Here is a 25,467-nt window from a genome sequence, read left to right on the forward strand (position 1 = left end):
TTGCGCGGGCTAAATGGTTTGGGCCCCGCTTTCATTTTTTATTTGTTTGTTTTGGCTGAACAGCCAGTAGCTGCCCAGCGATGATAATAGCAGCATCGCAATCAACATTAACCTGAAGCCGATAAACTCAGCGATGGTCCCCATAATAAAAGCGCCGAACGCCGGTCCGGCGAGGGCAACGGTGATGAACAGGCTCATGATGCGGCCACGAATGGCGTCTTCGGCCATCATCTGCACGGATATCTGTGAGCCGGTACCGATGATCGTCATAAACAGGCTGATCGCGCCAACCAGCGTGGTCAGCAAGAGGATATTGGGTGAAAACAGCAGCGGCAGAATCGCGGCGGCCGTTAATGCCATCGACAGCGTGATGTTGGTCACCATGCGCTGAACCTCACCCTTCTGCCGCGCAATAAACAGCCCGCCCAGAATAGAGCCGCCACCGGCACAGGCGGTGAGCATGGCTAAATCTGAAGGCTGGCCTTCGGTAAAGGTACCGGAAAGCGCCGGCAGCAATTCAATCAGTGCCCGCGCCACCTGGCTGTTGATCAGGGTGATGATCAGCATCAGCCGTACATAAGGCGATTGCCAGGCAAACACCAGCCCGCCTTTAAATTCTTGCCAGCCACTGGAGCCTTCTTTTTTCGGGGCCGGAGGCAGGCTTGGCAGGCAGGAGTTGAAATACACCGCTACCGCAAAGAACAGTGCGCACAGGCACAGCACCCAGATCGCTCCGGTGATGGTCAGCAGGCTGGCCGCCAGCGCCGGAGCTAAAATGCGTGAGGTGTTGAATACAATGGCACCCAAACCAACGGCATTCGGCAGCAGCGTCCGGCCCACCAGACGCGGTGTGATGGAAAGCCGGAATGGCGAGCTGGCCGCTGAGGCACAGCCGAAGATGAAGGTCAGCAATAGCAGAATGGAGAGCGATGGATCTGCCAGTAGAAACGTAAAGAGAGTTATGAAAGAGACCGTCACCTGAACGCTCAGGCAGCCCATGATGCCGCTGCGCAGGTTGATACGATCAGAAATCACACCGGATATCGGCGTGATCACCAGCGATGGCAGCAGCATGCCGGTACTGGCCATGCCGACCCAGAAAAAGGATTTGGTCGCTTCCCAGATCAGCCAGCCAAATAGAAAGCGCATCATCCACAGCGCCATAGTGGCGAAGCAGGAAGCAATGAAGAATTTGCGATAGTCTGGATTGTGCAGGGCGGAATTAGCGAACATCAGGCGTCACACGAAAAAACGGTCGCAAATTTTATCAGATATCCTGAAATGTCTGATCAGGCTGCCGGTTTCTTTACCGAATGGCGTCATTTACCGATGAATCCGGCATTCCGGTTTGAATTAGGCGATTTAGGCCCAATAGAGTTTTTATTCACACGAGCGTCAGCCCACTTCGTCGCTCTAAACTCATTGCATAACGCAGGAAATAGATATGATTGAAGACAAAAAGGTTGTCGCGATTAATTACAACGTGACCGATTCTGATGGTCAGCTGATTGACAGCTCTGAAGGCGCTGAACCGCTGGTTTATCTGCACGGTTCACAGAATATTATTCCGGGTCTGGAAGCTGGCCTGACGGGCAAAGCGAAAGGCGAAGAGTTCAACATTACGGTTGAGCCAAAAGACGCCTACGGTGAATACAGAGCCGAGCTGGTACAGGTTGTCCCGCGTGACGCCTTTGAAGGTGTTGAATCGGTTGAGCCGGGCATGGCCTTTACCGCACAAACCCAGGGTGGCCCGGTTCAGCTGGTGGTCACCGGCGTTGAAGGCGATGATGTCACTGTTGACCCTAACCACCCATTGGCGGGTAAAACGCTGACCTTTACCGGCACGATCGAAGACGTTCGTGAGGCTTCTGCGGAAGAAATTGAGCACGGCCACGTTCACGGTGAAGGCGGTCACCACCACTAAGTTTTAACTTTCTGCTCAGGTTGCGGCGTCTGCCGTGACCTTCCCTTCTCTTCAACCATACTTTACGCATTTCCGGTTGCAGCAGCCTGACAAAGTGCTCATATTGGCAATAACACCTCATCCATCTTGTTAAATTGGAGCGGATACGAATGAATAAATTCACCTTTCAGAACAGCACAAAGATTATCTTCGGCGAAGGCCAGATAGCGGAAATTAGCAGCAATATCCCGAAAGATGCCCGAATTCTGGTCACCTACGGCGGTGGCTCTATCAAATCGAACGGCGTTTACGACCAGGTCTGTGAGGCGCTCAGCGATCACACCTGGGATGAATTCGGCGGTATTGAGCCTAACCCACAGTTTGCCACGCTGATGGAAGCGGTGAAACTGGTGCAGACCGAAGGCTTTGATTACCTGCTTGCCGTGGGGGGTGGCTCGGTTGTCGATGGCACCAAGTTTATTGCTGCGGCGGCCGAATACAAAGGCAGTGACCCGTGGGATATTCTCGCCGCCGATGCCAAGGTTGAGTCGGCGGTACCGATGGGCTGCGTGCTCACCCTGCCGGCCACCGGTTCAGAATCGAACATGGGGGCCGTGGTGTCGAAAGGCAGCGAGAAGCTTTCCTTCGGTTCACCGCTGGTACGGCCGCAGTTTGCAGTGCTCGACCCGGCCGTCACCCTAACCTTGCCCGCCCGTCAGGTGGCCAATGGTGTGGTCGATGCCTTTGTGCACACCATGGAGCAATACCTGACTTACCCGGTAAACGCCAAGGTTCAGGATCGCTTCAGCGAGGGTTTGCTGCAGACGCTGATCGAAGAAGGTCCGAAAGCCATGATTGAGCCGGAAGATCTGGAAGTACGTGCCAACATCATGTGGGCAGCGACTATGGCGCTGAATGGTTTGATCGGTGCCGGTGTGCCGCAGGACTGGACCACCCATATGATCGGTCATGAACTGACCGCTCTGCACAAGATTGACCATGCCCGAACGCTGAGTATTGTTCTGCCGGCGGTGATGCGTCATCAGCGCGAAGCCAAGAAGGATAAGCTGTTGCAGTATGGCGTACGGGTATTTGGTGTGGAATGCGGCACGGAAGAAGAGTGTTTGGACATCATCATTGGCCGTACCGTCGCGTTCTTCCGCGCCATGGGCGTTCCAACCAGTCTGTCAGAAGCCGGGCTGAGCCGTGACGATATCGAGCCGATCGTTGAGCAGCTGCGCACTCACGGTATGCTGAAGCTGGGCGAACATGGCGCGATCGGGCCGGATGAGGCGCGTGAAATTCTGGAACTGGCGCTCTGACTGCGTCGTTTCTGGTTAAAACTGATCCCCGCACCTGCGGGGATTTTTTTGCCCGAATGTTTTTGCTTTCAGTGACCGGCCGTATGGGTCTGCAGCTCTGCCCGGGCTCGACGAATATAAACGATCATCGCCACCGAAGCGGCCAGCGCAACCACGAAGGCCCCAGAGAACACATACAGCGTGGCCTCGTAAGAGCCGGTGGTGGAATGCAGATAGGCGGTAATCTGTGGCCCGGCGATACCGGCCATGGCCCAGGCCGTGAGTACGTACCCGTGAATGGCCGCCAGCTCTTTGGTGCCGAACAGATCACCAATATAGGCCGGCAGTGTGGCGAAGCCGCCGCCATAGCAGGTGAGGATGGTATAGAGCGCAATCTGGAACAGGATGACACTGCTGATGTTGGGCAGCAGTACAAACGCGACGATCTGAATCAGAAAGAAGGTCATGTAGGTGTAGCCGCGGCCAAGGTAATCGGAAAACGACGCCCAGCCGATGCGCCCCAGGCCGTTAAACAGCGACATCAGGCCAACCACCGCCGCCGCTTCAGCCGGGGACAAACCAATGCTGTCCTGCGCCAGTGGCGAGGCGGAATAGATCACCCCAATGCCGCAGGAGATGTTGATAAACATCATCAGCCACAGGCCATAGAAGGGCGCGGTTTTCACCGCTTCGTTGGCCATCAGGTTGGTTAAATCCTGAACCACCTCTTTTTCGCCGGATTCCACCGCCGCCTTCATGCTCTCGGGCATCCAGCCTTCCGGTGGCTTTTCCAGATAGCTGGCCGAGGCCATCATGATGAGAATATAAACCGTACCGGTGATAAACCAGGTGTAGGCAATACCGCCGTTTTCGACACCAAAGGATTCAATGATGAAGTTGAACACCGGTGCGCCGATCATAGCCCCGAAACCAAAGCCCATAATGGCCAGGCCGGTTGCTAAGCCGCGCCGGTCGGGGAACCACTTCACCAGCGTGGAGACCGGCGTAATGTAGCCGATGCCCAGGCCAATGCCGCCCAGTACGCCATAGCCGAGCCAGATGATGTACAGGTTAGAGAGCGAGGCGCCGAGCCCGGCGATCAGCAGGCCACCGCCAAACAGTGATGCTGAAAGCATACCGGCGATGCGCGGGCCTTTGCGCTCCACAAAGTGCCCCATAATGGCCGCAGAAAGCCCGAGAAAAACAATGGCCAGGCTGAAGGTCAGTGCAATCTGATTGTCGGTGGCGGTTTCAATGAGCGTACTAAGAGGCTTCTTGAATACGCTGAACGCGTAAACTGAGCCGATGGATGCATGAACGCCAATGGCCGATGCGGCAATAAGCCAGCGGTTTTTCATGGTGGACCCCCTGAGAAATAAAGCATAATCAACCCTAAGCCTAGTGGTATGAACTGGCTGCCGGGGACAGCGGGTTTGACAGGCATCAAGTGAATAAAACTCTAACTCTGTTCTTTATTTTGCAAGGTCGTTGATAATGCTTGAGTGCCCGTATTATCTGGGCTGGAACAGATTTTATTGAATGATTTTTAGCTTTCTATAAGCTTTTTTGATGTAAAAAATAATGACAAGGATGAACACCTCATGCTGAAGCTTTTCCACCTGATTGCGCTGGGCGCACTTTTGCCATTATCCGTGAGTGCCAGTGCTGAGATAAGCCAAAACCTGGATACCGGATACGAGATTCGCTCTTCGGTCACACTCGATGCCGATGGTCCCGAAGGCAAAGATGCCTACAAGATTATCCGCAAGGTGCTGGGCAGCAAAGCGATCGAGGCGCCCGACCTGTACGGCAACAAAAACCACCAGGAAGAGCCGCACATTACCGAAGATATCGATGATGAAGTGGGTGCTCACTTTGTTTTTAAAATTCATCGTGATCAGGATTGGGACCGGGATAAATACCCGAAGACGAACGACCGCCAGCGCAATGAAATAAAGAGTTACAAAGAGTCATCGCATAAGGTGATTGGCCGAAAAGGCGAGACCATGAGCTTTCAGTGGAAGTTTAAGATGGCCGAGGGTATGGAAGTGTCGAAGAAATTCACCCACCTGTTTCAGCTGAAACCGGTCGATGGCTTGGATAGTCAGCCACTGTCGACCATTACCGCGCGCGAAACTGGCGGTAAAGATGTGATTGAAATCCGCTATGCCGCGGTTGATAAGTCTGAGGTGGTAGCCCGTTACGATAATCTTCAGTCGGTTCAGGGCGTATGGCTGACGGCCTATTGCCGGGCCACCTTTGGTGACAACGGCAGTCTCTACTATTCGGTCACCAAACCTGATGGCACTGAGATACTGCATGTTGATCTGCAGAACGTGCAGATGTGGCGCTCCGGCAACACCATCATGCGACCGAAATGGGGCATCTATCGCAGCTTGCTGGATAAATCGAATCTGCGCGCCGAGGAAGAGGTTGTGCGTTTTGCTAACTTCATGATCAATAAGCTGAAACCACTGCAATAACTGCAACAGAAGTAGGTGCTGCCCATAATAAAAAAGCCAGCGTTTGTTGGCTTAGGTTGTCGATAAACCCCGCCGACGAAAAGGTAGCTCCTAAATAGACCGCTGCAAGTATCGTCCTGATACGCTCGACGAAAACATCCATGTTTTCGACGTCTATTTTAGGAGCTACCTTTTCATCGCCTTGACGACTGTGGTGACCTTGTCATCAGTCTGAGCCAGCGTTTGCTGGCTTTTTCAGATTCAGAGCTTGGGCCAGTTAGATGGCGACCAACTCAATATTCAGCTTCATATCACCAAAGCTGACGGTCGATTTCGCACCAACAACTGTTTCATGCACGCCGGTGGTGGCACCGGAAAGAATGAAGGAGCCGGCTGGAAGAGTGATGCCACGCTTCGCAGCGCAATCGATAATGTACGCCAGTGCGGCCAGCTGACCATTCAGTACGTTGGTCGCCGGTTTAGCGCTGATCAGCTCGCCGTTAATGACGGTTTTGGCTTCCATTTCTTTTACCGCTTCCAGCCAGTTGTCGATCTTGGCACCGATGATCATGCCCTGCTGGTTACCGAAGTCGGTAATGATCGCAGTTGGGCCATAGCTGTTCAGGTCTACAATCGGGCTGCTGGCGATTTCAATACCGGCATACACGGCTTTGATCAGGTGCTCAACGCCGTCAGCGGTATTCACGCTGCCCGGTGCGATGTCTTCGGCAATCTCAATGACCAGTTCCGCTTCGATAGCAATGAAACCACCTTCAAAAACGGGCAGTTGCAGAACTTCGTCATCGCTGTGGGAGCGGCCAATGAAGTGAGTCACCTTTTTATAGGCCGGGCCCATAATGCGCTCAGCACCCAGCTGATCACGGAACTCCGGGGGGACCATGCCGATTTTCCAGCCGGTGATTTCATCTTCGCAGGCTTTGATGGAAAGATCCTGTACCGCGTAGGCTTCTTCCAGGGTCGCAGGTGGCTGGCCCGGATAAACATCCAAAATGGTGTTGTCGCGGCGTGCGCTGTAGATGGTGTTTGAAAGTTCGCTGATTTGCTCAGGGGTCATCGCAGTTGTCATAATTTCCTCTTATTGTTCGCTCTGTTGGCATGTGAGACGAGTTAAGTAAACGGATAGGGGTGAAATTTACAGGCAGCGCAGCCTGAATGCTAGTCTTATTGTATGAGTATATGGCGTGGGCCTGCGATAGGTCAGAAAGTGAAAGCCAGACTAAACTTTACTGTTAATTCAGGGTCGATAATGAGTCTTTCCCTGAGGCCGTTAGCAGGCCGAAAGGATTAGTCGTGAACTGAAACAATTTTGCTAACGTATACGGGCCTGTTAACAGGGAAATGATAAATATGCAGATTGACCGCGCTCACCAGACAATTTCACTTCATGGCGACGATGCTGAAGCCAAGCGTCATGAAATTAAACACTACTTCAACCAAACCTGGTTGCTGTACGAAAATCTCTTCGAAGTGATCAACAACGATGCCGCCTACTACAAGAAGGCCGAGCCGCTGCGCCACCCGCTGATTTTTTATTTTGGTCACACCGCCTGCTTTTACATTAATAAGCTGAAGCTGGCCAAGCTGATCGATGAGCGCATCAACCCCCGGCTGGAATCGATGTTTGCCATTGGCGTCGATGAGATGTCGTGGGACGATCTCGACAGTGCTAACTACAGCTGGCCCAAGGTTGATGAGGCGCGTGAATACCGCAATCAGGTGCGTGCCCGCGTCAATGAATTGATCGATACCCTACCCATTAAGTTGCCAATTACTCAGCAGGACCCGGCCTGGGTCATTCTGATGGGCATCGAGCATGAGCGTATTCATCTGGAAACCTCGTCGGTGATTATTCGTCAGCTACCGCTGGAAGATGTCAGCGACCACCCGGATTGGGCCATTTGCCCGGACGTTGGCACGGCACCGGAGAACAGCCTGATTAATATCGCCGGTGGCGAGGTCTCGCTGGGGCGCACCGCTACGGATGATGCCTACGGTTGGGATAACGAGTATGGCCACCACAGCGAAAGTGTCAGCGACTTTCAGGCCTCTGCCTTGTTGGTTTCTAACGGCGAGTTTATGGCTTTCGTTGAGGACGGCGGCTATGAAAAGCTGCACTACTGGAGCGAAGAGGGCCAGTCGTGGCTGAACTACACCCAGGCCAAATGCCCGCGCTTCTGGCTGAAAACCGCAACCGGCTGGCAGCAACGCAACATGACCAATGTCATCTCACTGCCCATGAATTGGCCGGTGGAGGTGAACCAGCTGGAAGCCAAGGCCTTCTGTAACTGGAAGGCGGAAAAGACCGGCGAGCCGGTGCGCCTGCCCACGGAAGCCGAATGGAAGATTCTCAGCCAGCGGGTGCCGAAGAACAACCCGGTCTGGGATGAGGTGCCCGGTAATATTCAGCTGGCCTACTACGCCTCTTCGTGCCCGGTGAACCGCTTTGGCCACGAGGGCCTGTTCGATGTGGTTGGCAATGTCTGGCAATGGACCGAAACCCCAATCGATGGCTACAGCGGCTTTGCCGTTCACCCGCTGTACGATGATTTCTCGACACCGACCTTCGATGGCAAGCACAACCTGATTAAGGGCGGCTCGTGGATCAGCACTGGTAACGAGGCGCTGCCGGTTTCCCGTTATGCTTTCCGTCGCCATTTTTATCAGCATGCCGGGCTGCGCTATGTGGTGTCGGAGCAACCGGTGCTGGAAAGCGGCTCGGTGAATATCTATGAAACCGATGAGCTGGTGTCGCAGTATCTGGAATTCCATTACGGTGCCGAGTACTTCGGCGTGGCCAACTTCCCGGTGGCCGTGGTTGAGCATGCGCTGCGTGAAGTGAACCTTCCGCAACAGCGGAAAGCGCTGGATATCGGCTGTTCGGTGGGTCGTGCCAGCTTCGAACTGGCCCGGCACTTTGAGCAGGTCGATGCAATCGATTTCTCTGCCCGCTTTATTCAGCAGGCGTACGCGTTGGTGGAACAGGGCGAGCGTCGCTACACCATTGCTACCGAGGGCGAGCTGGTCGATTTCAAGAGCGTGACACTGCAGCAGCTGGGTTACAGCGATGTGAAGGAAAAAATCTATTTTTCACAGGGCGATGCCACCAACCTGAAGGCACAGTTCAGCGGTTATGATCTGGTGTTTGCCTGCAACCTGATTGACCGGCTGACCGACCCGATGCTGTTTTTGAACGCCATACCTGCGCGCATGAATACCGGCGGTTACCTGGTGATTGCCTCGCCTTACACCTGGCTGGAGCAGTACACGCCGAAGGATAAATGGCTGGGCGGCATTAAGATCAACGGTGAAAATCAGACCACGCTCGATGGCCTGACCGAGGCGCTGATTGGCGATTTTGAGCTGGTTTCGGTGAAGGAAATTCCGTTCGTGATCCGCGAAACCAAGCGCAAGTTCCAGCACACCGTTTCGGAAGTAACTGTCTGGCGTAAGCGCTAACGAAGTAAGTGGGCACTCACTCTTTATGGCCGGGTGAGTGCCTGACAGCTACTTTCTGAAGGTGGTCGGCATTTCAATATCGTAGAAGGCGTCTTTCATTTGCTCGATACGCTCTTCGACCACCTGCTGTGCATCGTAAATGCCCTTGTTGTAGAAATAGGCACCGACCTCTTCGGCGAAAAAATCGATCAGGAACTCGGCATCGAACTGGCCGATGGTTTGATCGAGTTCTTCTGAGAAATACAGCTGTACCTTCTTAACGATTTGGGCTTTTTCATCGGTGGTGAATTTTATTTCGGGCATTTGTGGCTCCTTCCTTTCTGGTGGCACTGGTACGCCTTTTCATGCGGTACTTATGGCTATTAAGGTGCTGAATAGGTTAAGCCGGGAATGTGGGTATTAGTATTTTCAGGGCATCTGAGCACAAGGAAGTGCGAAGTTGAGCGATACACGGAAGTATTCAAGCGACCCTGAAAATACTAATACCCACATTCCCGGCGGCGACTGACACCGGAGACAGAGCGGCGACAGCCACGAAAGCTAACTGTTCAGCAAAGCCCGCAAATTACTAATCGTATTAATGTTGCTCTCTGTATTCGCAGGCTTTTCTGATTCGACACCAATCCAGGTGACATCTTCCTCGGGCAGTTCATCAATGAACCGGCTCGGTGTGCAGTCGATCAACTCGCCAAACTGCTTGCGTTTAGACGCATAAGTGAGCGTCAGTGATTTCTGCGCGCGGGTAATGCCCACATACATCAGCCGTCGCTCCTCTTCGATATCACCGCTCTCAATGGAGTTGCGGTGCGGCAGGATCTCTTCTTCCAGGCCGAGCATAAACACGATGGGGAACTCCAGCCCTTTCGACGCGTGTAAGGTCATCAGCTGAACCGCGTCTTCGTCGTTCTCTTCTTCCTGGCGCTCCATCAGGTCGCGCAGCACCAGTTTGGCAATAGCATCGCCAATTGCCAGATCAGAGTCATCGTCTTCGTTGCCGCGCTCGAGCATGGATTGCAGACCGTCGATCAGAATATGCACGTTGGCCAGGCGTTTTTCGGCCATCGCATCGGTGGTGCTGTCCTGTCGTAACCAGGCTTCGTAGTTTATGTCGGTGACCATCTCGCGGATCACCATCACCGGGTTCTCTTCGGTATGAAGCTTTTTGATGGTGCGCTCCAGCCAGCTGCTGAAACGGGTCAGGCGTTCGCTGGCGCGTTCACTTAAATGCTCACGCAGGCCCAGTTCGCTGCTGGCAGCAGAAAGGCTAACGTTGCGTGCCCCGGCGTATTCATTGAGCTTTTCCAGTGTCGCCGGGCCAATCTCCCGGCGTGGCGTGTTGATCACACGCAGGAAGGCGGCATCGTCATCCGGGTTGATCAGCAGCCGCAGGTAGCTCATCACGTCTTTGATTTCAGCCTTTGAGAAGAACGAAGTGCCGCCGTTGATCTTGTACGGAATGCGGTTCTGCTGCAGTTTCATTTCCATGAGCCGCGACTGGTGATTGCCGCGATAGAGAATGGCAAAGTCTTTATAGCTGCATTTGCGGACCAGATGCTGGTGCAGAATTTCATTGGCCACACGCTCGGCCTCGGCATCTTCCGATGGGTTACGGATAATGCGGATCGGCTCACCGTGCGCCATTTCACTCCACAGCGTTTTCTTGAACACGTGTGGATTGTGGTCAATCACGGTGTTGGCGGCGTTCAGAATCAACTTGGTGGAGCGGTAGTTCTGCTCCAGCTTCACCAGTCGTAAATGCGGAAAGTCATCCTGCAGCTTAACGAGGTTTTCCGGTCGCGCACCACGCCAGCTGTAGATCGACTGGTCATCGTCCCCTACTACGGTAAAGCGCGGATCGTCGCCCACCAGCAGCTTTACCAGCAGGTACTGGGATATATTGGTGTCCTGATATTCATCGACCAGCAAATAACGGATGCGGCGCTGCCACTTGCCGAGGACATCGGCATTGCTCTGAAACAACAGGGTTGGCAGGCGGATCAAATCATCGAAATCGACCGCATTGTAGGCACTGAGCATGCGGTTGTATTCGGCATAGATCTCGACCGCCAGGGTGTGGATGGCGTCTTCCATCTTGCCGCGCAGATCATCAGGCTCGAGCAGGTCATTCTTCCACAGGCTGATCAGATTCTTGAAGAAGTCGACTTCATCGGCGGCGTTCGGCGCTGTTCGCAGCACAATATCCTTGATGAGTGCCTTCGAGTCGTGATCGTCAAACAGCGTAAAGTTGCTCTTCAGGCCGGTATGGGCCGCCTCTTTGCGCAGAATGTTCAGGCCCAGGTTGTGAAAGGTGGACACAATCAGGCCATGCGATTGCCGACCCTTCACCAGCTTGCCGACCCGCTCTTTCATTTCCCGCGCGGCCTTATTGGTGAAGGTTACCGCAGCGATGTTGTGGGCTTTGTAGCCACATTCCTGAATCAGGTAGGCAATCTTCTGGGTAATGACCGAGGTTTTACCGGAGCCGGCGCCGGCCAGCACCAGCAGTGGGCCACTGATGTATTCAACTGATTCCTGCTGCCGCGGGTTGAGCCTGTTCGCCATAGCTTAAGACTTCACCTGAATAATGCGCTTGGGTTCAAGGGTGATTTTCTTCTGCTTTAGCAGGCCACCTACCGCTTTTTTGAAGTTGCCTTTGCTGGTTTGAAAGGCTGCATAGATTTCATCCGGCGAACTTTTATCGCCCAGGCCCAGCACACCGCCGTTTTCTTCCAACCTGGCGAGAATGCGCGAGCCGATATCATCGCGAGCCTCCTGGCCCTGCAATTGAATAGAGATGTCGATCTTTTTGTCCTCACGCACGGTTTTAATGTAGCCGGCTAGCTTTTGGCCCGGGCGCAGGGGCTGCAGAACATCGATATTGTGAATCACGCCCAGGTACAGATCATCGACAATGGCTTTGTAACCGATGTTGGTGCGGTTAACGATCATCAGGCTGACACGGTCGCCGGGCTGATAGTTGTTGGTTTCTTCGCGCAGAAAGTTACTCAGCTTGGCACTGCCGGTAATGCGCTGGGTATGTTCATCGACAAACAGATACACCACATGCTTTTGGCCTTCTTCCATCGGTTTGCGTTGTTCGCTGAAGGGCACCAGCAGGTCTTTCGCCAAGCCCCAGTCCAGAAAGGCACCGAAAGCGGTCACTTCTTTTACGGTCAACAACGCACACTGGCCGACTTCAGCCAGAGGCTTATCGGTGGTTGCGATTAGCCGGTCTTCAGAATCGAGATAGATAAAAACGTTCAGCCAATCGCCTATCTCAGTATCTTTCGGCACCTGTCTTTTCGGCAGCAGGACGGTATCGAGGTTTTCACCATCCAGGTAAACCCCGAATTCTGTTTTGGAAACTACTTCCAGCGTATTGAACTTACCAATCTGTGCCATTGCCATACTCTGCGTATATAAGGAGGCGCATTGTAGCGGAAATCGGATTTTAGGTAGAGGCGCGAATCGTATTTGTTTGGTTAACCAATTTTCCGCTTTCTGCCTGCTTTGGTCTACAGCCGGATGTTAATTTTATTTAATGGGATTTGTTCAAATAATTGAAATTCTTCTCACTTAATTGTCATACAATATGATCTCGGGTGAGATCGTCCAAAAAGTGAGCTTAAATCTAAATGTAACTAAATGTTAATCTTGTAACTGGTATTACAAAGGTTCATTTTACGGCGTTTCAGGGCTTTTTTTAGCCTTATTGGTCAACCAAATTGGTGTGCCAATTTGATTTGTAAGTAATTGTATTAGATTGATTTCTATCATTTTCTTTACAAATCTTCCTTGTCCTATCATCGTATTGTATGATTTATTGTGTAAGCCCCCCAGGCAACCTAAACACAACCGCATAACAACCAAGGTTTTTTACAATGGATCTCAATACTTTAATTGTTGGCATCTACTTCCTGTTTCTTATGGCAATAGGATGGATGTTCCGAAAATTCACAACGACTACCAGTGACTACTTCCGTGGCGGCGGCAACATGCTGTGGTGGATGGTTGGTGCTACTGCATTCATGACGCAGTTCAGTGCCTGGACCTTCACCGGCGCTGCAGGTAAAGCCTATAACGACGGCTTTGCTGTCGCGTTCATCTTCCTGGCCAATGCATTCGGCTACCTGATGAACTACCTGTACTTCGCTCCTAAATTCCGTCAATTACGCGTAGTGACTGTAATTGAAGCTATCCGTCAGCGTTTCGGTAAAGCCAATGAGCAGGTATTCACCTGGAGTAACATGCCTACCTCAGTTATCTCTGCCGGTATCTGGCTGAATGGCCTGGCAATTATTGCTTCCGGTATCTTTGGTTTGGATATGAACATGACCATCTGGGCAACAGGCCTGGTGGTACTGGTAATGTCAGTAACCGGTGGTTCATGGGCGGTTATCGCATCTGACTTTATGCAGATGGTTATCATCATGGCGGTTACCGTTACCTGTGCTGTCGTTGCTTTGGTGAAAGGCGGCGGCATTGGTGAAATCGTTTCTAACTTCCCGGCAGACAGCTTTGTTTCCGGTAACAACCTGAACTACATGAGCATCTTTGGTCTGTGGGCATTCTTCATCTTCGTGAAGCAGTTCTCCATTACCAACAACATGCTGAACTCATACCGCTATCTGGCGGCTAAAGACTCTAAAAACGCACGTAAAGCTGCATTGTTGGCTTGCTGCCTAATGATCTTAGGCCCTGCGATTTGGTTCCTGCCAAGCTGGGTTGTAGCCGGTTCGGGTGTTGATCTGGCTGCTGCTTACCCTGAAGCGGGTAAAAAAGCGGCAGACTTCGCTTACCTGTACTTTGTTGAGAAGTTCATGCCTGCGGGTATGGTTGGCCTGCTGATCGCAGCGATGTTCGCAGCGACCATGTCTTCTATGGACTCGGGTCTGAACCGTAACTCCGGTATCTTCGTGAAAAATTTCTACCAGCCGGTTCTGCGTTCAGGCGCTTCCGAGAAAGAGCTGGTGACTGTTTCTAAAATTACCTCTACTGTTTTCGGTATCATCATCATTCTGGTGGCGTTGTTCATCAACTCGCTGAAAGGCTTGAGCCTGTTCGACACCATGATGTACGTAGGTGCGTTGATCAGCTTCCCAATGACCATCCCTGCATTCCTGGGCTTCTTCATTCGTAAGACGCCGGACTGGGCTGGCTGGGCAACTCTGGTTGTCGGTGGTTTCGTATCTTACGTGGTTGGTTTCGCAATCAATGCCGATACCATCAACACCGTATTCAACCTGGATACGCCGTTGACCGGTCGTGAGTGGTCCGACCTGAAAGTAGCGATTGGCCTGATCGGTCACATCTCTATTACCGGTGGCTTCTTCCTGCTGACAACTCTGTTCTACAAGCCTCTGCCAGAGCACCGTGAGAAAGATGTTGATCTGTTCTTCACCAACCTGGCGACTCCACTGGTCAGTGAGTCTGCTGAACAGAAGGACCTGGATAACAAACAGCGCCGTATGCTGGGTACGCTGATCGCAATTGCCGGCGTAGGTGTAATGGCGATGTTCGCACTGCCTAACCCACTGTGGGGCCGAATGGTCTTCATACTGTGTGGTTTGATCGTGATGGGTGTTGGTTTGCTGCTGGTTAAAGCGGTAGACGATAAGGTTGAAGCACCTGCAACCGAGCAGGCGTAATTCGCTTTAATCCGAACACTCGGAATACATAAACGGGCTGAAAGGCCCGTTTTTTGTGTGCGTTAGATGTTCGTTTTAATTCATAACGAACATAAAGCGAAAATATCTTGTTAAAAACGAACATCAGCGCCATGCTGATTGAAAAATCATCAACAGGGTTTTTCAATGTCTGCGCTATCTCCGAATCAATCATGGCGGCGTGAAGAGCAGCTCGCTCAAATTGCCGGTCAATCATTCGACGTTCTTGTTATTGGCGGCGGAGCTTCCGGTGCCGGCGTGTTTCTCGACGCGCTCAGCCGTGGCCTGTCTGCGGCTATCATCGATAAGCAGGATTTCACAGCCGGAACCTCCAGCCGCTCCACCAAGCTGGTGCACGGCGGTGTCCGCTATCTGGAGCAAGCCGTTAAAGAGCTGGATCTCAGCAAATATACCCTGGTAAAAGAAGCCCTGGCTGAGCGCCGTCGCATGCTGGAAATGGCTCCGCATCTGGCCTGGAAGCTAAACCTGGTGACGCCGGTAAAAGGCTGGTTCGGCCTGCCTTACATGCGTATTGGCCTGGGTGTATACGATTTTCTTTCCGGGAGTCAGCGAATCGGTGAGTCCCGAATAGAAAGCAAAGCGACGCTGAGCTCTGTCTGTCCGGACTTGGACGTGAAACCATTGACCGGCGGCGTCAGCTATTTCGACGGTCAGTTTGATGATGCTCGCTATGGCATTTCGATGGTGCGTACCGGCCTGGAAATGGGCGGCGCGGCACTGAACTACTGTGCGGTTACCGATCTTATCCACAGCGATACGGGCGTGTCCGGCGTCAGCTGTGTCGATAGGTTCACAGGCAAAACCTTTGATGTGCACGCTAAGGCCGTCGTCAACTGTACCGGCCCGTGGACCGATGAGCTGCGCTTGAAGGCCAACCCTGCATGCAAGCCAATGATGACGGTCTCTTCGGGTGTGCATCTGGTTATCGAACGTGATCTGTTGCCGGAAGGCCGGGGTATTCTCATCCCGGAAACAGAAGATGGCCGCGTGCTGTTTATGTTGCCTTGGTTGGGCAGCACTCTGATTGGTACCACCGATGATGAAGCCAGGCTGACAGATAACCCGAAAGCCTCAGATGCAGAAATCGACTATATACTGCGCACCGTTAACAGTTGGCTGACGAAGCCGGTTCAGCGCACTGAAGTGACAGCGGCCTGGTCTGGCTTGCGCCCTCTGGTGAGTGATCCGGAAGCCCAGTCGACTGCCTCGGTCACCCGCGATCACGTCGTACTCAATGACAACGGTCTGATCAGCCTGACGGGCGGTAAGTGGACAACCTGGCGCAAGATGGCGGAAGACTGCATGGACAAGGTGATTGAGGCCCACAGCCTGAAAGCCGGCCCGTGCAATACGCTGGATCTGAGACTGGTCGGCGCACGCGGTGATCGCCAGCAAGCCATGCAGGCTATCCGTCACCTGCCTGAAAGCATCCGTGAGCATCTGTGGCAATGCTACGGCGACCGGGCTGCTCAGGTGCTGAGCTTTGGAAGCGCCGAGCCGTTGGTTGAGGGCGCGCCCTATATAGAAGCTGAACTGGGCTACCTGTTTGATCAGGAAGGTGCCTGCACGGCAGAAGATATTCTTACCAGACGCTGGCGTGTCGCCATGCTCAATGAGCAGTTAGCGGACAGGCTCGGTGAAAAAGTGAAGGTGTTTTTAGAGGGCCAAACCTGTAACGGCTCTAAAATAGCCTGTCGCGCGTGAGTAACCGTTCACAAGGCTGAACAGCCAGCTCGTCTGGCTTTTTTGAACCATGCATGGCTGTGATAATCTGGGGCGGTTTCTTAATTCCCGCAACAAGGACTCGCCATGCGTGCGTTACTTTTAATCTCTGTTCTTTTTCTTAGCAGTACCGGCTTTTCCGCTTCCATCTGGCATGTTGAAGGTAAGCAGGAGTTTTACCTGTTTGGTACCGTTCATATCCTAAAGCCGGACACCTACCCGCTGCCGGCTGTTTACCAGCGCAGTTTCAGTCAATGTGACAACCTGTGGATTGAAGCCGACCTCAACGAAATGAAAGACCCTTCGGTGATGGCGTCTGTCCAGGCGATGATGTTGCTGCCTCAGGGTAAAACCCTGCAATCGGAGTTATCAGCCGATGCGTATGCAGCGTTGGAGGCCCTGGCAGAGGTTGCCGGAGTGCCGCTGTCGTTGGTTCAGGGCGTTAAACCCTGGGCTGCATCCAACATGCTGACCATGACAATCTTCGAGAAAAAGGGTTTTGAATCTGAGCAGGGGCTGGATATCTATCTGCAGGCCAAGGCCGTTGAAATGGGTATTCCGGTGAATACCTTTGAAACCATCCTCTGGCAAATGCAGATGTTCGATACTCTGGGCTCTGACTACAGCGATGAGTTTGTGGAGTTTTCCACGAACGACATTGATCAGGCCGATACAATGATCGATGCCATTTACGACAACTGGAAAAGCGGTAACCTGGACGCTCTCTATGATATTGCCGACTTTGGTGAATACCCACAGATTGAAAGCGTTATGCTGACTGAACGGAATAATAATTGGATGGACACCCTGCTGAATGCGTCGAACGGCCAGACCCAGTGTGTGGCTGTGGGGGCATTGCATATGGCAGGTAAGCATGGATTGATACAGCAGTTCAGCGAGGCCGGTTTTAAGGTGACTCAGCTCGATTGATAGCCGTGTTTTTAGCTATGAGGCCGTGCTTGCGTTCTGTGGCGAGGCGCTATCCTTTGCTGCCCTGCCACAGATTTAAGGTTGAGCTGTGATGCCGTTTACAGAGCGTCACTGCTTAACCGAGGCCAAAAACCGGTAACGTCTTTGATGTTGATTCTAAGCCAGCTCCAGCGCCAGTTTTCCGGCCAGCCCGACCAGTACCACACCAAAGATACGATCCAGCCAAACGGCTTTAGCCTGCAGGGTTTTCAGCCAACGCGGATTGGAGAACAGCCAGGCCACCAACAAATACCAGCCACCATCGATGACCATCGCCGTGGTTGCACACAGCAGTTTCGCTGCAAAGCTGGTTTCCGTGCCCACCACCTGACTGAACAGTGCAATAAAAAACACCGCGATTTTGGGGTTCAGGAAGACAATCATAAAGCCATCGCGCGCAGCACTCTGTGTGGTCACTTCCGGCAGATTCTGGTTGGGGTTGGAGCGACTCATCAGCCCCTTAATGCCCAGCCAGGCCAGATAAGCCGCACCGGACCATTGTAAAACAGTGAACAGGGTTTCAGACGCCGTGATGATAACTGCCAGGCCGGAAATACTGATCAGTGCATAAAGCCCGACGCCCAGGCCATGGGTCAGAGCAGCGGTATAGCCCTGAGAGCGCCCGCCGGAGAGCGTATGCTTTAGCACAACGGCCAAGGATGGTCCCGGCGACATAGCACCCAGGCTGCAAATACCAACAATTGTGATCCACCCGGTCAGCGTCATGATTCATCCTCGCATCAGTTTTTAACTGATTTTTAAGGATTGACGCTGTAAGCACAAGCCGTCAGCCCGCCGCTGGCGGGTGATTTACAATTTCATTGGGCAGCGGCCGGAAAGCCTACTGCTCCCAGCGCATCACGTATTCATCGAACGGCAGTTCTTTGTTTGCCTGCTCGCGCACTATTTCAAAGCCGTGATAGTGGTAAAAACGCTGTGCCTGGTAGTTATCCACAAAGCAGCACAGTTCTAATAACTGATGCCGCTCCTTCAGGTGGTCGATGAGCGAGCTGCCAATGCCCTGCCGCTGGTAGTCGACCTTGATAAACAGGCCATTGATATGGTCATTGGTGGTAGAGACAAAGCCCAGAACCTCGCCGTTGCGCTCGCTCAGATACGATTGATTCAGCGGAAGGTATTCATCGCGCACCCGTCTGCGGTCTTTACGGATGAACTCCGGGTCGATAAAGGGATGCGCAATCAGGCTGGCATCGTGGTAAATGTCGGCAAGTTCCGGGTAGTCGGTGGTTGTTGCCTGTCGAATCATCATAACGCCTCCTTAACCATAGCGGGCAGCCTCGATTATTGTTTTTGTTTCGACGCTGCTTCAGGTCCGGCGGTTGGGGATCAACCGTCGTTATTAATTCGGGTAATCAGTTCCTGCAGTACCGCTTCTGCCTGCTCATGGCCAACCTGGCAGGTGCCGGCGGCCTGATGACCGCCACCGCCATACTGCAGACACAGCTCACCAACATTGGTTTTGGAGCTGCGGTCAATAATCGATTTGCCAATGGCAAATACCGTGTTCTGTTTGCGTAAGCCCCACATGCGGTGAATAGAAATGTTGCACTGTGGGAACAGCGCATAGATGACAAAGCGGTTGGTTGCCCATATTTCAGTTTCATGCTGTAAATCGAGGATGACCAGGTTCTTGTGTACGCTTGCGCAGCGCAGAATCTGCTCGTTGGCTTTGGGCTGATGATCCATATACAGCTCAACCCGCTCCTGTACATCCGGCATTTTCAGGATTTCTTCAATCGGGTGCTCGCGGCATTTATCGATCAGATCCATCATCAGCTGGTAGTTGGAGATGCGGAACTCGCGGAAGCGGCCAAGGCCGGTGCGGGCATCCATCAGGAAGTTCATTAAATCCCAGCCGCGCGGGTCGAGAATCTCCTGCTTGGTAAAGTTGGCCGAATCCCCTTTATCCACAGCGATCATCAGTTCGTCACTGATGTTCGGGATTTTCGCCGCGCCACCGTAGTAGTCGTATACAACGCGTGCGGCGGAAGGCGCATCCGGGTCGATAATGTGGTTATCGGCTTTTTCGTTGCGGATGGTTTCACTCAAATGGTGATCAAACGAAAGGTGGGCCGCCGGGTTATATGGCAGGTTGGTCGTAATGTCATTGCCGGTAATATCAATCTTGCCGTCCTGCATATCTTTGGGGTGAACAAACAGAATATCCTCGATTAAATCGAGTTCCTTCAAAATGGCCGCACAGACCAATCCATCAAAATCACTGCGGGTTACTAACCGGAATTTTTGGGCAGACATAACAAACCTTAAGTTGAGAAAAACACCTGTCATTCAAGTATAGGCAGGATTCTGCGGTGCGCTTGAAAATCAGCTTTTCTTATCCACTTTCGGGTTATTGGTCTTTTAACTGACTTTGCGCTGTAAATATATCCGACACCCAATTCGAACTTTGGTCATATTTCGCAGTTTTAAAAGTGCTTAAAAATCAGTTGGTTAAATTGTCATATAAATGGCAAACAGTGTCAGTCTTGTGTATGCAATAGGTGTATTTAAAGAGCATGTTGTTGGGTTGTTTTACAGCGCGAGCCCGAGTGAATTGTCAACATGCCCATGAAGACTGGGGCTTACAGTGTTATGGAATGAGCTTTGCTAAACCTTTGGTGTCATTTTGACAATCATGAGAATTCTTCTTGCGGTATAAAAATAAGAAGTCAGGAGAGAAAAATGAGAAAAACATATATGTTCGTAATTAGTTCAGCATTGCTTTTAGGTGCAACCAACGTAAGTGCTGCTTTTATTACCAGTAGTGGTGACGCTGCTCTTTCCGGTGGCTCCGTTATTGATTTTGAAGATCAAACTTTAGGTACTTACACATCTTTAACTATTGGTGATGTAACTTTTACTGCATCTGATAATCACCTCAGGATTGATAATACTTACCAAGGGTATAACCAGTCAGGAATCTACCTAGACAACGGTACATACGGAAATAATGGGTTCGGTACTTTGAATATCGATTTTTCGGGGTCAACCAGTGCCTTTGGATTCACCTGGGGTATGGCTGAATCATTTGCAAGTTGGAACTTATCAGCGTACGACTCTTCTAGTAGCTTGATAGAGTCCTATATTCTTCCTTCCACAGGGAGTAGTAGCGCGGGTGAATTTTTTGGAATTTCTGCTGCAGGCATAGCTTCTGCATCTCTATCTTGGCAGGGTAGTTACGATTGGATTGCAGTAGATGACTTTACTTGGGCTTCCGCTTCTGTGCCTGAACCATCTACCTTACTGTTGTTAGGTGCCGGCTTAGCAGGCTTGTTTGCTGCCCGCCGCCGCCAACCAGCTTAAGCCGTTAATTTCACTGGCAAAGAACATAACGCGGGCGCAATGCCCGCGTTTCTTATTACTCTGGAATCACTCCGATTCCTTCTCCACAAAATGCATCATCCGGTTCCGCCCCAGCTGCTTGGCGTTATACATGGCGCTGTCGGCATGGCGCAGCAGGGTAGTGAAATCGTCGCCATGCTTCGGGAACAGTGCGATACCAACACTGGCGCTGATGCTGATCCGCTGTTTGTCGATGCCGAACGTCTGGTTCGTGGCCCGCAGTACCTTTTCGGCAATCTTCCGGGCATCGCTCAGGCTGTGGATTTCTTCTGCGACCACCAGAAACTCATCACCGGATAACCGGCCAAAGGTGTCGTTATCACGCAATCCGGATTGGATGCGTGCTGTCGCGGCACGCAGCAGCTTATCGCCAATCTGATGGCCGTGGGTGTCATTAACCGCTTTAAAGTGATCGAGATCGATATACAGAAACGCCAGCGACTGCTGGTGGCGTCGTGCCCGCAATACCGCCTGGCGGCCGCGATCCTCCAGCAGCGTTCGGTTCACCAGGCCGGTCAGTCGATCGTAGTGGGCCATGCGCAGCAGCTTACCTTCATAGACTTTGCGGTCGGTAATATCCCGCGCGGTTAATATCTTGTCGGCCTCAAAGCCATTGATAAAGATGCCTTCGGGCAGCTTTGCGGTATTAATCTCGACACAAAGCTGGGAGCCGTCTTTGCGAATGGCTTTCCATTCCGGATAGTCCGGCTGGCTTTCCAGTGATGATTCCTGCGGGCAGAAAATCTGCGTGCAGGCCAGCTCGGTTAGCTCGGATTTGCTGTACTGTAATTGGGTAGAGGCATTCTGGTTGGCGTCGATCAACCGCTGGTCTTTGTTGTAAACCAGGATCATATCGGGTGAGGTATCGTAAACCGCCTGCAGAAATTTTTTTGAAAGCTCAAAGCGTATATCTTCGAATTTGGCTTTGGTGAAAGTGTCAGTTACATCGTGACGCATAATGTCCATATTATCGTTTGGCTGGTGGGCTTTCCGGTTGAGCTTACCCTGCTCTGATATCAGGATAAAGACGAAATGCCCCTATCGATGCTGTTTATCCAGCGGACAGCAAACATGAATCAATTAATCAGGTGAATGTCATCTATGAGCAACAATACCCGCCCGGAAAGTGACAAGCGGCAGGCGCTGATTGAAGCCGGTCGCGAACTCTTTCTGAAAAACAGCTACAGCAATATCTCGATTCGCCGAATCGCTGAAAAGGCCAATGTTAATTCAGCGCTGATTGCCTATTACTTTGGCTCGAAAAGTGGTTTGTTCCGTGAGGTGCTCAGCTCTTACTTTAGCCATAATCTGGAGCGTATGGAGCAAGCGATTGATGATCTGGGCCACGACAGCCTGCAGGAATTTTTTCTGAATTTTTATCAGTCGATGCCGCCGGAGTTTGCTCATCTGATACTGCGTACCCTGCTGTTCGAGCGTGGAGAGATGCGTGAGTGGATCATGGAAACCATGTTTACACGTGTGCTGAACCTGGCAACCAAAACCTCGCAACGTATTGCCGACCAAAGCGGTGAGGTTTATGACCCGCATTTGATCCGCACCGTTATACAAAGCCTGCTGGTGATGCCAAAGATCATGCAGCCGATCATCAATGAGATGGACCCCGGCCGGGTGAATGACGCGTTCTATGTGCAGCTGGCAAGTTTGAACAGCCAGCTGATTACGGAGTTTTTCAGGCTCGATAAATAACGGCCGGGTGGCTTATTAATTACCAACCGACAGGGTGATCAGCAGCCTCACCTCGGTATCCTCAAAGGTATAGTAGGTGCTCAGTGCCGGGCTGGCCTGCAGCCAGCTGTTGCGCAGCAGGTTCAGGCTGGGTGCAATGGTGAAACCGATTGCGGATTCGCTTCGCTGTTCTGAAATTTGCGCGCGGGCGTTGAAGGAAAGCTCGGTATTGCGCCAGTAAGCCAGGTGAGTCAGATTCATGCCCAGGCCGCCAAGGTTGAGGCGATAGTCGGCGCTCAGCTGGGTGGTAAAGCCGGGCTCGTCCGGGGTGTCAAACAGCGTCGAGTCGACCAACAGTTCGTTGTCGCTTTCAAGGTACTGCAGGTCGGCGGCCAGATCGATGGCGGCATAGCGCCCGGGCGCACGGAAGGTTAAAAAGCTGTTGCTCATGACGTCGTTATGGTTCTCCTCCAGATAGTGGGCAATGGAGAAGGATTGACTGAAGCCCAGCGGTGAGCTGATAGCCTGAATGGGGGTGTCTTTAGAGCGGGCATAGCTGAGCGAACCCAGCACCACACTTTCGCGTTCCTCACCATTGGTTTTGCTGCTGCCCAGACCGATAGAAGGCGTCCAGCTTTGGCTGGTGTTGCCAAAGCGCTGATTGAAGGTTTGGTACAGACTGATTTGATCGAGCCGCTCTTTGTCATCGCCTTCATAGTCTTTGGCACTGGCCAGCACCAGATGCGGGCCGACGTCTGTGCGGTAGTCAGCGGCAACGGCGCCGATCCAGTCGCTCTGATCAAACTGGTAGCCGGCACGGGTGGTCAGGCTGAGCTTTTCCAGAACATCCTGTGAGAGCACGATGCCTTCTATACGGTCCCCCTCAAAACCGGCACTCCAGATGTACGGTCGAATCAGATTTTTGGACAGCTTGAATTTACTGACCGGGTAGCTGCCGGCGAGTGGCTCTGTGCTCGGGTATTGGCGCACCAGGGGCTCGGCATAGAAGCCGCGTTTAGCCTCTGGCGCTGTCGGCTGCCAGTCTGTGCTGGCGACGGCTGGGTCAGTAAATTCAATGGCTGCAAGTTGCTGCCCCTTAGCGGTGTAATCGGCAAATATCAGCTGAGCATTGTGTTTGTTCCAAACCGAGAAATAAGCCCCGTAGGGCCGGGTCGCTATTTGAAAGCGCTGCCCGGTTGTGCGGGCGCTGGCATAGAGCTGATCGATGCCGCTGCGATCGGAGCTAAACAGCACCCAGTTTTCTGTCAGCAGTGGGCTGCGCAACAGTTCATCCTGCGTCGCCACTAACTGGCTCAGTGAGCCCAAAGCAGCGTCAACAAAGTAGATGCCATTGTTCTCGCTGCCACTGAGCACAAATACCCAGCCGTCATCCGTTGGCTGAATATCGTAGGCCAGGCTGCGTACCGGCAGGCTGATGGATGCCTGCGGCTCGCCCTCGCTATTGAGCAATACCAGTTTACTGCTGCGGTTTGTATTAAAGCGGTGTGCCAGCATCTGATGGTCACGCATGCCAACACCGGTGAATTTTTCGCCCTTGCTCAGTTGCTGCAGCCCGGTTTGTGCCTGCCAGCAGAACAGCTCTCCGCTTTCGTGATACAGCCGGGTAAGGTTGGGAATGATATCGACCCAGCAGAAGCGCTCACCATTGGCCGCTACCGCCCGGGTTTTAAAGCTGGAAATAAACTGCGAGCCAACGCTGGATGGAATATCGGCCAGCCGCTTGCGCTGCTGTTGGCTGACTTCAGTCAGGAAGTAGCCGTCTTGCACATCCACTTCGACGGCGTAGCTGGCATCGCCCTGTGAATAAATGGGGTACAGGCTGTTCCAGTGGTTTGCTGTGCTGGCTGCCAGCTCGCTAACCTCTGTTAGGGCCAGCTCATCCTGTTCCGTTTGCCACTGGGTTTTAAGCTCCGCCATCATATCGCGGTAATGCTGTGACAGGTTTTTACCGGTTTGCTGTTTGATCACACCGTTAAGGTTGAAGCCATCGAAGCTGAGCAATTCATCAATAGCCGTATCGAAAATGTCGGCACCATAGGTTCTTTGCAGGTAGGCGGTCATGTAATAGCCGAACAGGTAAGGGCTGCGGTAGGGCACGGAATCGAAACCGGTGCCGAGCATGGCCTGTTCATAGCTTGGCAGTGGCTCGTTCAGCGTTGCCGTTCGAAACCATAAATCAAACGAGGCCATGCGCCCGCGCCCGCCTTCGGTCTGCGTGGTTTCACTGATAACGGCATCGCCTTCATAAAACCATTGCGGCAAAAACACCACGCCGATCACGGCACTGCCTGCCTGGCCGGTTAAAAAATGCAGGACCCGCGCGCTCGGTTTATCGAAGATTTGATTGAACTGAACCATGTGCCGGCCTTCATGCACCGCCAGGGTTTCGAACCACTCCACGCCGTTGTCTTTAGGTTTGTTGTACCAGTGGGAATCGTTGGGCGCGAGGTTTACATAGCCATTGGACACATGAGAAGCGCTGTGCAGCACCACGGCGATTCTTTTGAAGCCGCCGTTCAGCGGCATATCGGCCAGGTGATTTGTCAGGTAGTGGTTTAAATGGTCGGCCACCCGCTCCGCTTCTGGCTGGATCTCCGCCGGAAAGATCACCCGAAACATTGGCTGGTCGATCACCTGCCAGCCCTGTGCGTGGCACACCGTCAGCAGGCTGGTTAAGCAGATAAGCAGTAAACGGGTAACAGTTTGCATCATGCCGCGGCTGACCTTTGCACTTGATAAGGTGAGCGATAGTAACAGGCAGCTGCAATAAATGCCGACACCGTGCTATAAAAACCGCCAGACTGGTTCACACAGTAGCGCCATTCGCGCCAATATCATCGGTTGGCTATACTGCACAGGTTTTTCACAAACCGCTC

At 52.5% G+C, this 25,467-nt stretch carries 20 protein-coding genes; 9 read left to right on the plus strand and 11 right to left on the minus strand.

Features of this window, described 5'->3' with window-relative positions; translation table 11 throughout:
- Positions 1-9: 9 nt before the first annotated feature.
- Positions 10-1,233 carry an MFS transporter gene (locus BCF53_RS01270; protein WP_132699067.1) on the minus strand — a complete coding sequence of 408 codons (1,224 nt, stop codon included), beginning with the start codon at positions 1,231-1,233 and terminating at the stop codon, positions 10-12.
- A 211-nt stretch (positions 1,234-1,444) separates the two neighbouring features.
- On the opposite strand from BCF53_RS01270, the gene BCF53_RS01275 reads away from it, so the two are divergent.
- Positions 1,445-1,924, plus strand: a complete 480-nt coding sequence (locus BCF53_RS01275; RefSeq protein ID WP_132699069.1) for an FKBP-type peptidyl-prolyl cis-trans isomerase — start codon at positions 1,445-1,447, stop codon at positions 1,922-1,924.
- A 149-nt stretch (positions 1,925-2,073) separates the two neighbouring features.
- Positions 2,074-3,225: an iron-containing alcohol dehydrogenase gene (locus BCF53_RS01280; protein WP_132699071.1), complete on the plus strand. Its 1,152-nt coding sequence runs from the start codon at positions 2,074-2,076 to the stop codon at positions 3,223-3,225.
- A gap of 68 nt (positions 3,226-3,293) precedes the next feature.
- Here the strand turns inward: BCF53_RS01280 and BCF53_RS01285 are convergent, their stop codons facing one another.
- Positions 3,294-4,562 (minus strand): L-lactate MFS transporter, encoded by a 1,269-nt coding sequence (locus tag BCF53_RS01285; protein ID WP_132699073.1) that lies wholly within the window; start codon positions 4,560-4,562, stop codon positions 3,294-3,296.
- Between the two features lie 243 nt (positions 4,563-4,805).
- On the opposite strand from BCF53_RS01285, the gene BCF53_RS01290 reads away from it, so the two are divergent.
- A complete protein-coding gene (locus BCF53_RS01290) occupies positions 4,806-5,687 on the plus strand; it encodes a hypothetical protein (RefSeq protein WP_132699075.1) in 882 nt (293 codons plus the stop codon).
- A gap of 256 nt (positions 5,688-5,943) precedes the next feature.
- Here BCF53_RS01290 and BCF53_RS01300 read toward each other — a convergent pair whose 3' ends face one another.
- The gene (locus BCF53_RS01300; protein ID WP_132699077.1) at positions 5,944-6,753 is read right to left on the minus strand and encodes a 2-keto-4-pentenoate hydratase; all 810 of its coding nucleotides are present in this window, start codon (positions 6,751-6,753) and stop codon (positions 5,944-5,946) included.
- A gap of 281 nt (positions 6,754-7,034) precedes the next feature.
- Between BCF53_RS01300 and ovoA the strand changes: the two genes are divergently transcribed.
- Positions 7,035-9,143: a 5-histidylcysteine sulfoxide synthase gene (gene ovoA, locus BCF53_RS01305; protein WP_132699079.1), complete on the plus strand. Its 2,109-nt coding sequence runs from the start codon at positions 7,035-7,037 to the stop codon at positions 9,141-9,143.
- A gap of 48 nt (positions 9,144-9,191) precedes the next feature.
- Here ovoA and BCF53_RS01310 read toward each other — a convergent pair whose 3' ends face one another.
- The 3 genes from BCF53_RS01310 to BCF53_RS01320 all read right to left on the minus strand — a co-directional run bounded on the left by BCF53_RS01310 (position 9,192) and on the right by BCF53_RS01320 (position 12,545).
- Positions 9,192-9,446, minus strand: a complete 255-nt coding sequence (locus BCF53_RS01310; protein ID WP_132699081.1) for a DUF2164 domain-containing protein — start codon at positions 9,444-9,446, stop codon at positions 9,192-9,194.
- Between the two features lie 237 nt (positions 9,447-9,683).
- Positions 9,684-11,705 carry a DNA helicase Rep gene (gene rep, locus BCF53_RS01315; RefSeq protein WP_132699083.1) on the minus strand — a complete coding sequence of 674 codons (2,022 nt, stop codon included), beginning with the start codon at positions 11,703-11,705 and terminating at the stop codon, positions 9,684-9,686.
- 3 nt (positions 11,706-11,708) lie between these two features.
- Positions 11,709-12,545 carry a CvfB family protein gene (locus tag BCF53_RS01320; RefSeq protein ID WP_132699085.1) on the minus strand — a complete coding sequence of 279 codons (837 nt, stop codon included), beginning with the start codon at positions 12,543-12,545 and terminating at the stop codon, positions 11,709-11,711.
- A gap of 479 nt (positions 12,546-13,024) precedes the next feature.
- Between BCF53_RS01320 and BCF53_RS01325 the strand changes: the two genes are divergently transcribed.
- From BCF53_RS01325 to BCF53_RS01335, 3 genes are all read left to right on the plus strand, one after another.
- Positions 13,025-14,791, plus strand: coding sequence for a sodium:solute symporter family transporter (locus BCF53_RS01325; protein WP_132699087.1), 1,767 nt, complete (start codon positions 13,025-13,027; stop codon positions 14,789-14,791).
- 165 nt (positions 14,792-14,956) lie between these two features.
- Entirely contained in the window at positions 14,957-16,534 is a 1,578-nt protein-coding gene (locus tag BCF53_RS01330) for a glycerol-3-phosphate dehydrogenase/oxidase (RefSeq protein WP_132699089.1), read from the plus strand.
- A gap of 105 nt (positions 16,535-16,639) precedes the next feature.
- Complete coding sequence (locus BCF53_RS01335; RefSeq protein ID WP_132699091.1) at positions 16,640-17,482, plus strand: TraB/GumN family protein; 843 nt, start codon at positions 16,640-16,642, stop codon at positions 17,480-17,482.
- A 156-nt stretch (positions 17,483-17,638) separates the two neighbouring features.
- Here the strand turns inward: BCF53_RS01335 and BCF53_RS01340 are convergent, their stop codons facing one another.
- The 3 genes from BCF53_RS01340 to BCF53_RS01350 all read right to left on the minus strand — a co-directional run bounded on the left by BCF53_RS01340 (position 17,639) and on the right by BCF53_RS01350 (position 19,798).
- The gene (locus BCF53_RS01340) at positions 17,639-18,247 is read right to left on the minus strand and encodes a LysE family translocator (RefSeq protein ID WP_132699093.1); all 609 of its coding nucleotides are present in this window, start codon (positions 18,245-18,247) and stop codon (positions 17,639-17,641) included.
- A gap of 115 nt (positions 18,248-18,362) precedes the next feature.
- Positions 18,363-18,791: a GNAT family N-acetyltransferase gene (locus BCF53_RS01345; RefSeq protein ID WP_132699095.1), complete on the minus strand. Its 429-nt coding sequence runs from the start codon at positions 18,789-18,791 to the stop codon at positions 18,363-18,365.
- Between the two features lie 77 nt (positions 18,792-18,868).
- A complete protein-coding gene (locus BCF53_RS01350; protein ID WP_132699097.1) occupies positions 18,869-19,798 on the minus strand; it encodes an exopolyphosphatase in 930 nt (309 codons plus the stop codon).
- Positions 19,799-20,224: 426 nt separating this feature from the next.
- Between BCF53_RS01350 and BCF53_RS01355 the strand changes: the two genes are divergently transcribed.
- Positions 20,225-20,845, plus strand: a complete 621-nt coding sequence (locus BCF53_RS01355; protein ID WP_132699099.1) for a PEP-CTERM sorting domain-containing protein — start codon at positions 20,225-20,227, stop codon at positions 20,843-20,845.
- A gap of 66 nt (positions 20,846-20,911) precedes the next feature.
- Here the strand turns inward: BCF53_RS01355 and BCF53_RS01360 are convergent, their stop codons facing one another.
- Complete coding sequence (locus tag BCF53_RS01360; protein WP_132699101.1) at positions 20,912-21,850, minus strand: sensor domain-containing diguanylate cyclase; 939 nt, start codon at positions 21,848-21,850, stop codon at positions 20,912-20,914.
- A 135-nt stretch (positions 21,851-21,985) separates the two neighbouring features.
- Here BCF53_RS01360 and BCF53_RS01365 point away from each other — a divergent pair, with 135 nt between their 5' ends.
- On the plus strand, positions 21,986-22,591 hold the full coding sequence (locus BCF53_RS01365; RefSeq protein WP_165901773.1) for a TetR/AcrR family transcriptional regulator: 606 nt from the start codon (positions 21,986-21,988) through the stop codon (positions 22,589-22,591).
- 15 nt (positions 22,592-22,606) lie between these two features.
- Here the strand turns inward: BCF53_RS01365 and BCF53_RS01370 are convergent, their stop codons facing one another.
- Positions 22,607-25,303: a TolB family protein gene (locus tag BCF53_RS01370; RefSeq protein ID WP_132699105.1), complete on the minus strand. Its 2,697-nt coding sequence runs from the start codon at positions 25,301-25,303 to the stop codon at positions 22,607-22,609.
- Positions 25,304-25,467: the final 164 nt, after the last annotated feature.

The organism is Reinekea marinisedimentorum (genome assembly GCF_004341165.1).
Taxonomy (GTDB): Bacteria; Pseudomonadota; Gammaproteobacteria; order Pseudomonadales; family Natronospirillaceae; genus Reinekea; species Reinekea marinisedimentorum.

Coding starts and splice junctions, on each gene's coding strand:
- BCF53_RS01270 (WP_132699067.1), bottom strand. CDS start 1,233: ATGTTCGCTAATTCCGCCCTGCACAATCCAGACTATCGCAAATTCTTC.
- BCF53_RS01275 (WP_132699069.1), top strand. CDS start 1,445: ATGATTGAAGACAAAAAGGTTGTCGCGATTAATTACAACGTGACCGAT.
- BCF53_RS01280 (WP_132699071.1), top strand. CDS start 2,074: ATGAATAAATTCACCTTTCAGAACAGCACAAAGATTATCTTCGGCGAA.
- BCF53_RS01285 (WP_132699073.1), bottom strand. CDS start 4,562: ATGAAAAACCGCTGGCTTATTGCCGCATCGGCCATTGGCGTTCATGCA.
- BCF53_RS01290 (WP_132699075.1), top strand. CDS start 4,806: ATGCTGAAGCTTTTCCACCTGATTGCGCTGGGCGCACTTTTGCCATTA.
- BCF53_RS01300 (WP_132699077.1), bottom strand. CDS start 6,753: ATGACAACTGCGATGACCCCTGAGCAAATCAGCGAACTTTCAAACACC.
- ovoA (WP_132699079.1), top strand. CDS start 7,035: ATGCAGATTGACCGCGCTCACCAGACAATTTCACTTCATGGCGACGAT.
- BCF53_RS01310 (WP_132699081.1), bottom strand. CDS start 9,446: ATGCCCGAAATAAAATTCACCACCGATGAAAAAGCCCAAATCGTTAAG.
- rep (WP_132699083.1), bottom strand. CDS start 11,705: ATGGCGAACAGGCTCAACCCGCGGCAGCAGGAATCAGTTGAATACATC.
- BCF53_RS01320 (WP_132699085.1), bottom strand. CDS start 12,545: ATGGCACAGATTGGTAAGTTCAATACGCTGGAAGTAGTTTCCAAAACA.
- BCF53_RS01325 (WP_132699087.1), top strand. CDS start 13,025: ATGGATCTCAATACTTTAATTGTTGGCATCTACTTCCTGTTTCTTATG.
- BCF53_RS01330 (WP_132699089.1), top strand. CDS start 14,957: ATGTCTGCGCTATCTCCGAATCAATCATGGCGGCGTGAAGAGCAGCTC.
- BCF53_RS01335 (WP_132699091.1), top strand. CDS start 16,640: ATGCGTGCGTTACTTTTAATCTCTGTTCTTTTTCTTAGCAGTACCGGC.
- BCF53_RS01340 (WP_132699093.1), bottom strand. CDS start 18,247: ATGACGCTGACCGGGTGGATCACAATTGTTGGTATTTGCAGCCTGGGT.
- BCF53_RS01345 (WP_132699095.1), bottom strand. CDS start 18,791: ATGATGATTCGACAGGCAACAACCACCGACTACCCGGAACTTGCCGAC.
- BCF53_RS01350 (WP_132699097.1), bottom strand. CDS start 19,798: ATGTCTGCCCAAAAATTCCGGTTAGTAACCCGCAGTGATTTTGATGGA.
- BCF53_RS01355 (WP_132699099.1), top strand. CDS start 20,225: ATGAGAAAAACATATATGTTCGTAATTAGTTCAGCATTGCTTTTAGGT.
- BCF53_RS01360 (WP_132699101.1), bottom strand. CDS start 21,850: ATGGACATTATGCGTCACGATGTAACTGACACTTTCACCAAAGCCAAA.
- BCF53_RS01365 (WP_165901773.1), top strand. CDS start 21,986: ATGAGCAACAATACCCGCCCGGAAAGTGACAAGCGGCAGGCGCTGATT.
- BCF53_RS01370 (WP_132699105.1), bottom strand. CDS start 25,303: ATGATGCAAACTGTTACCCGTTTACTGCTTATCTGCTTAACCAGCCTG.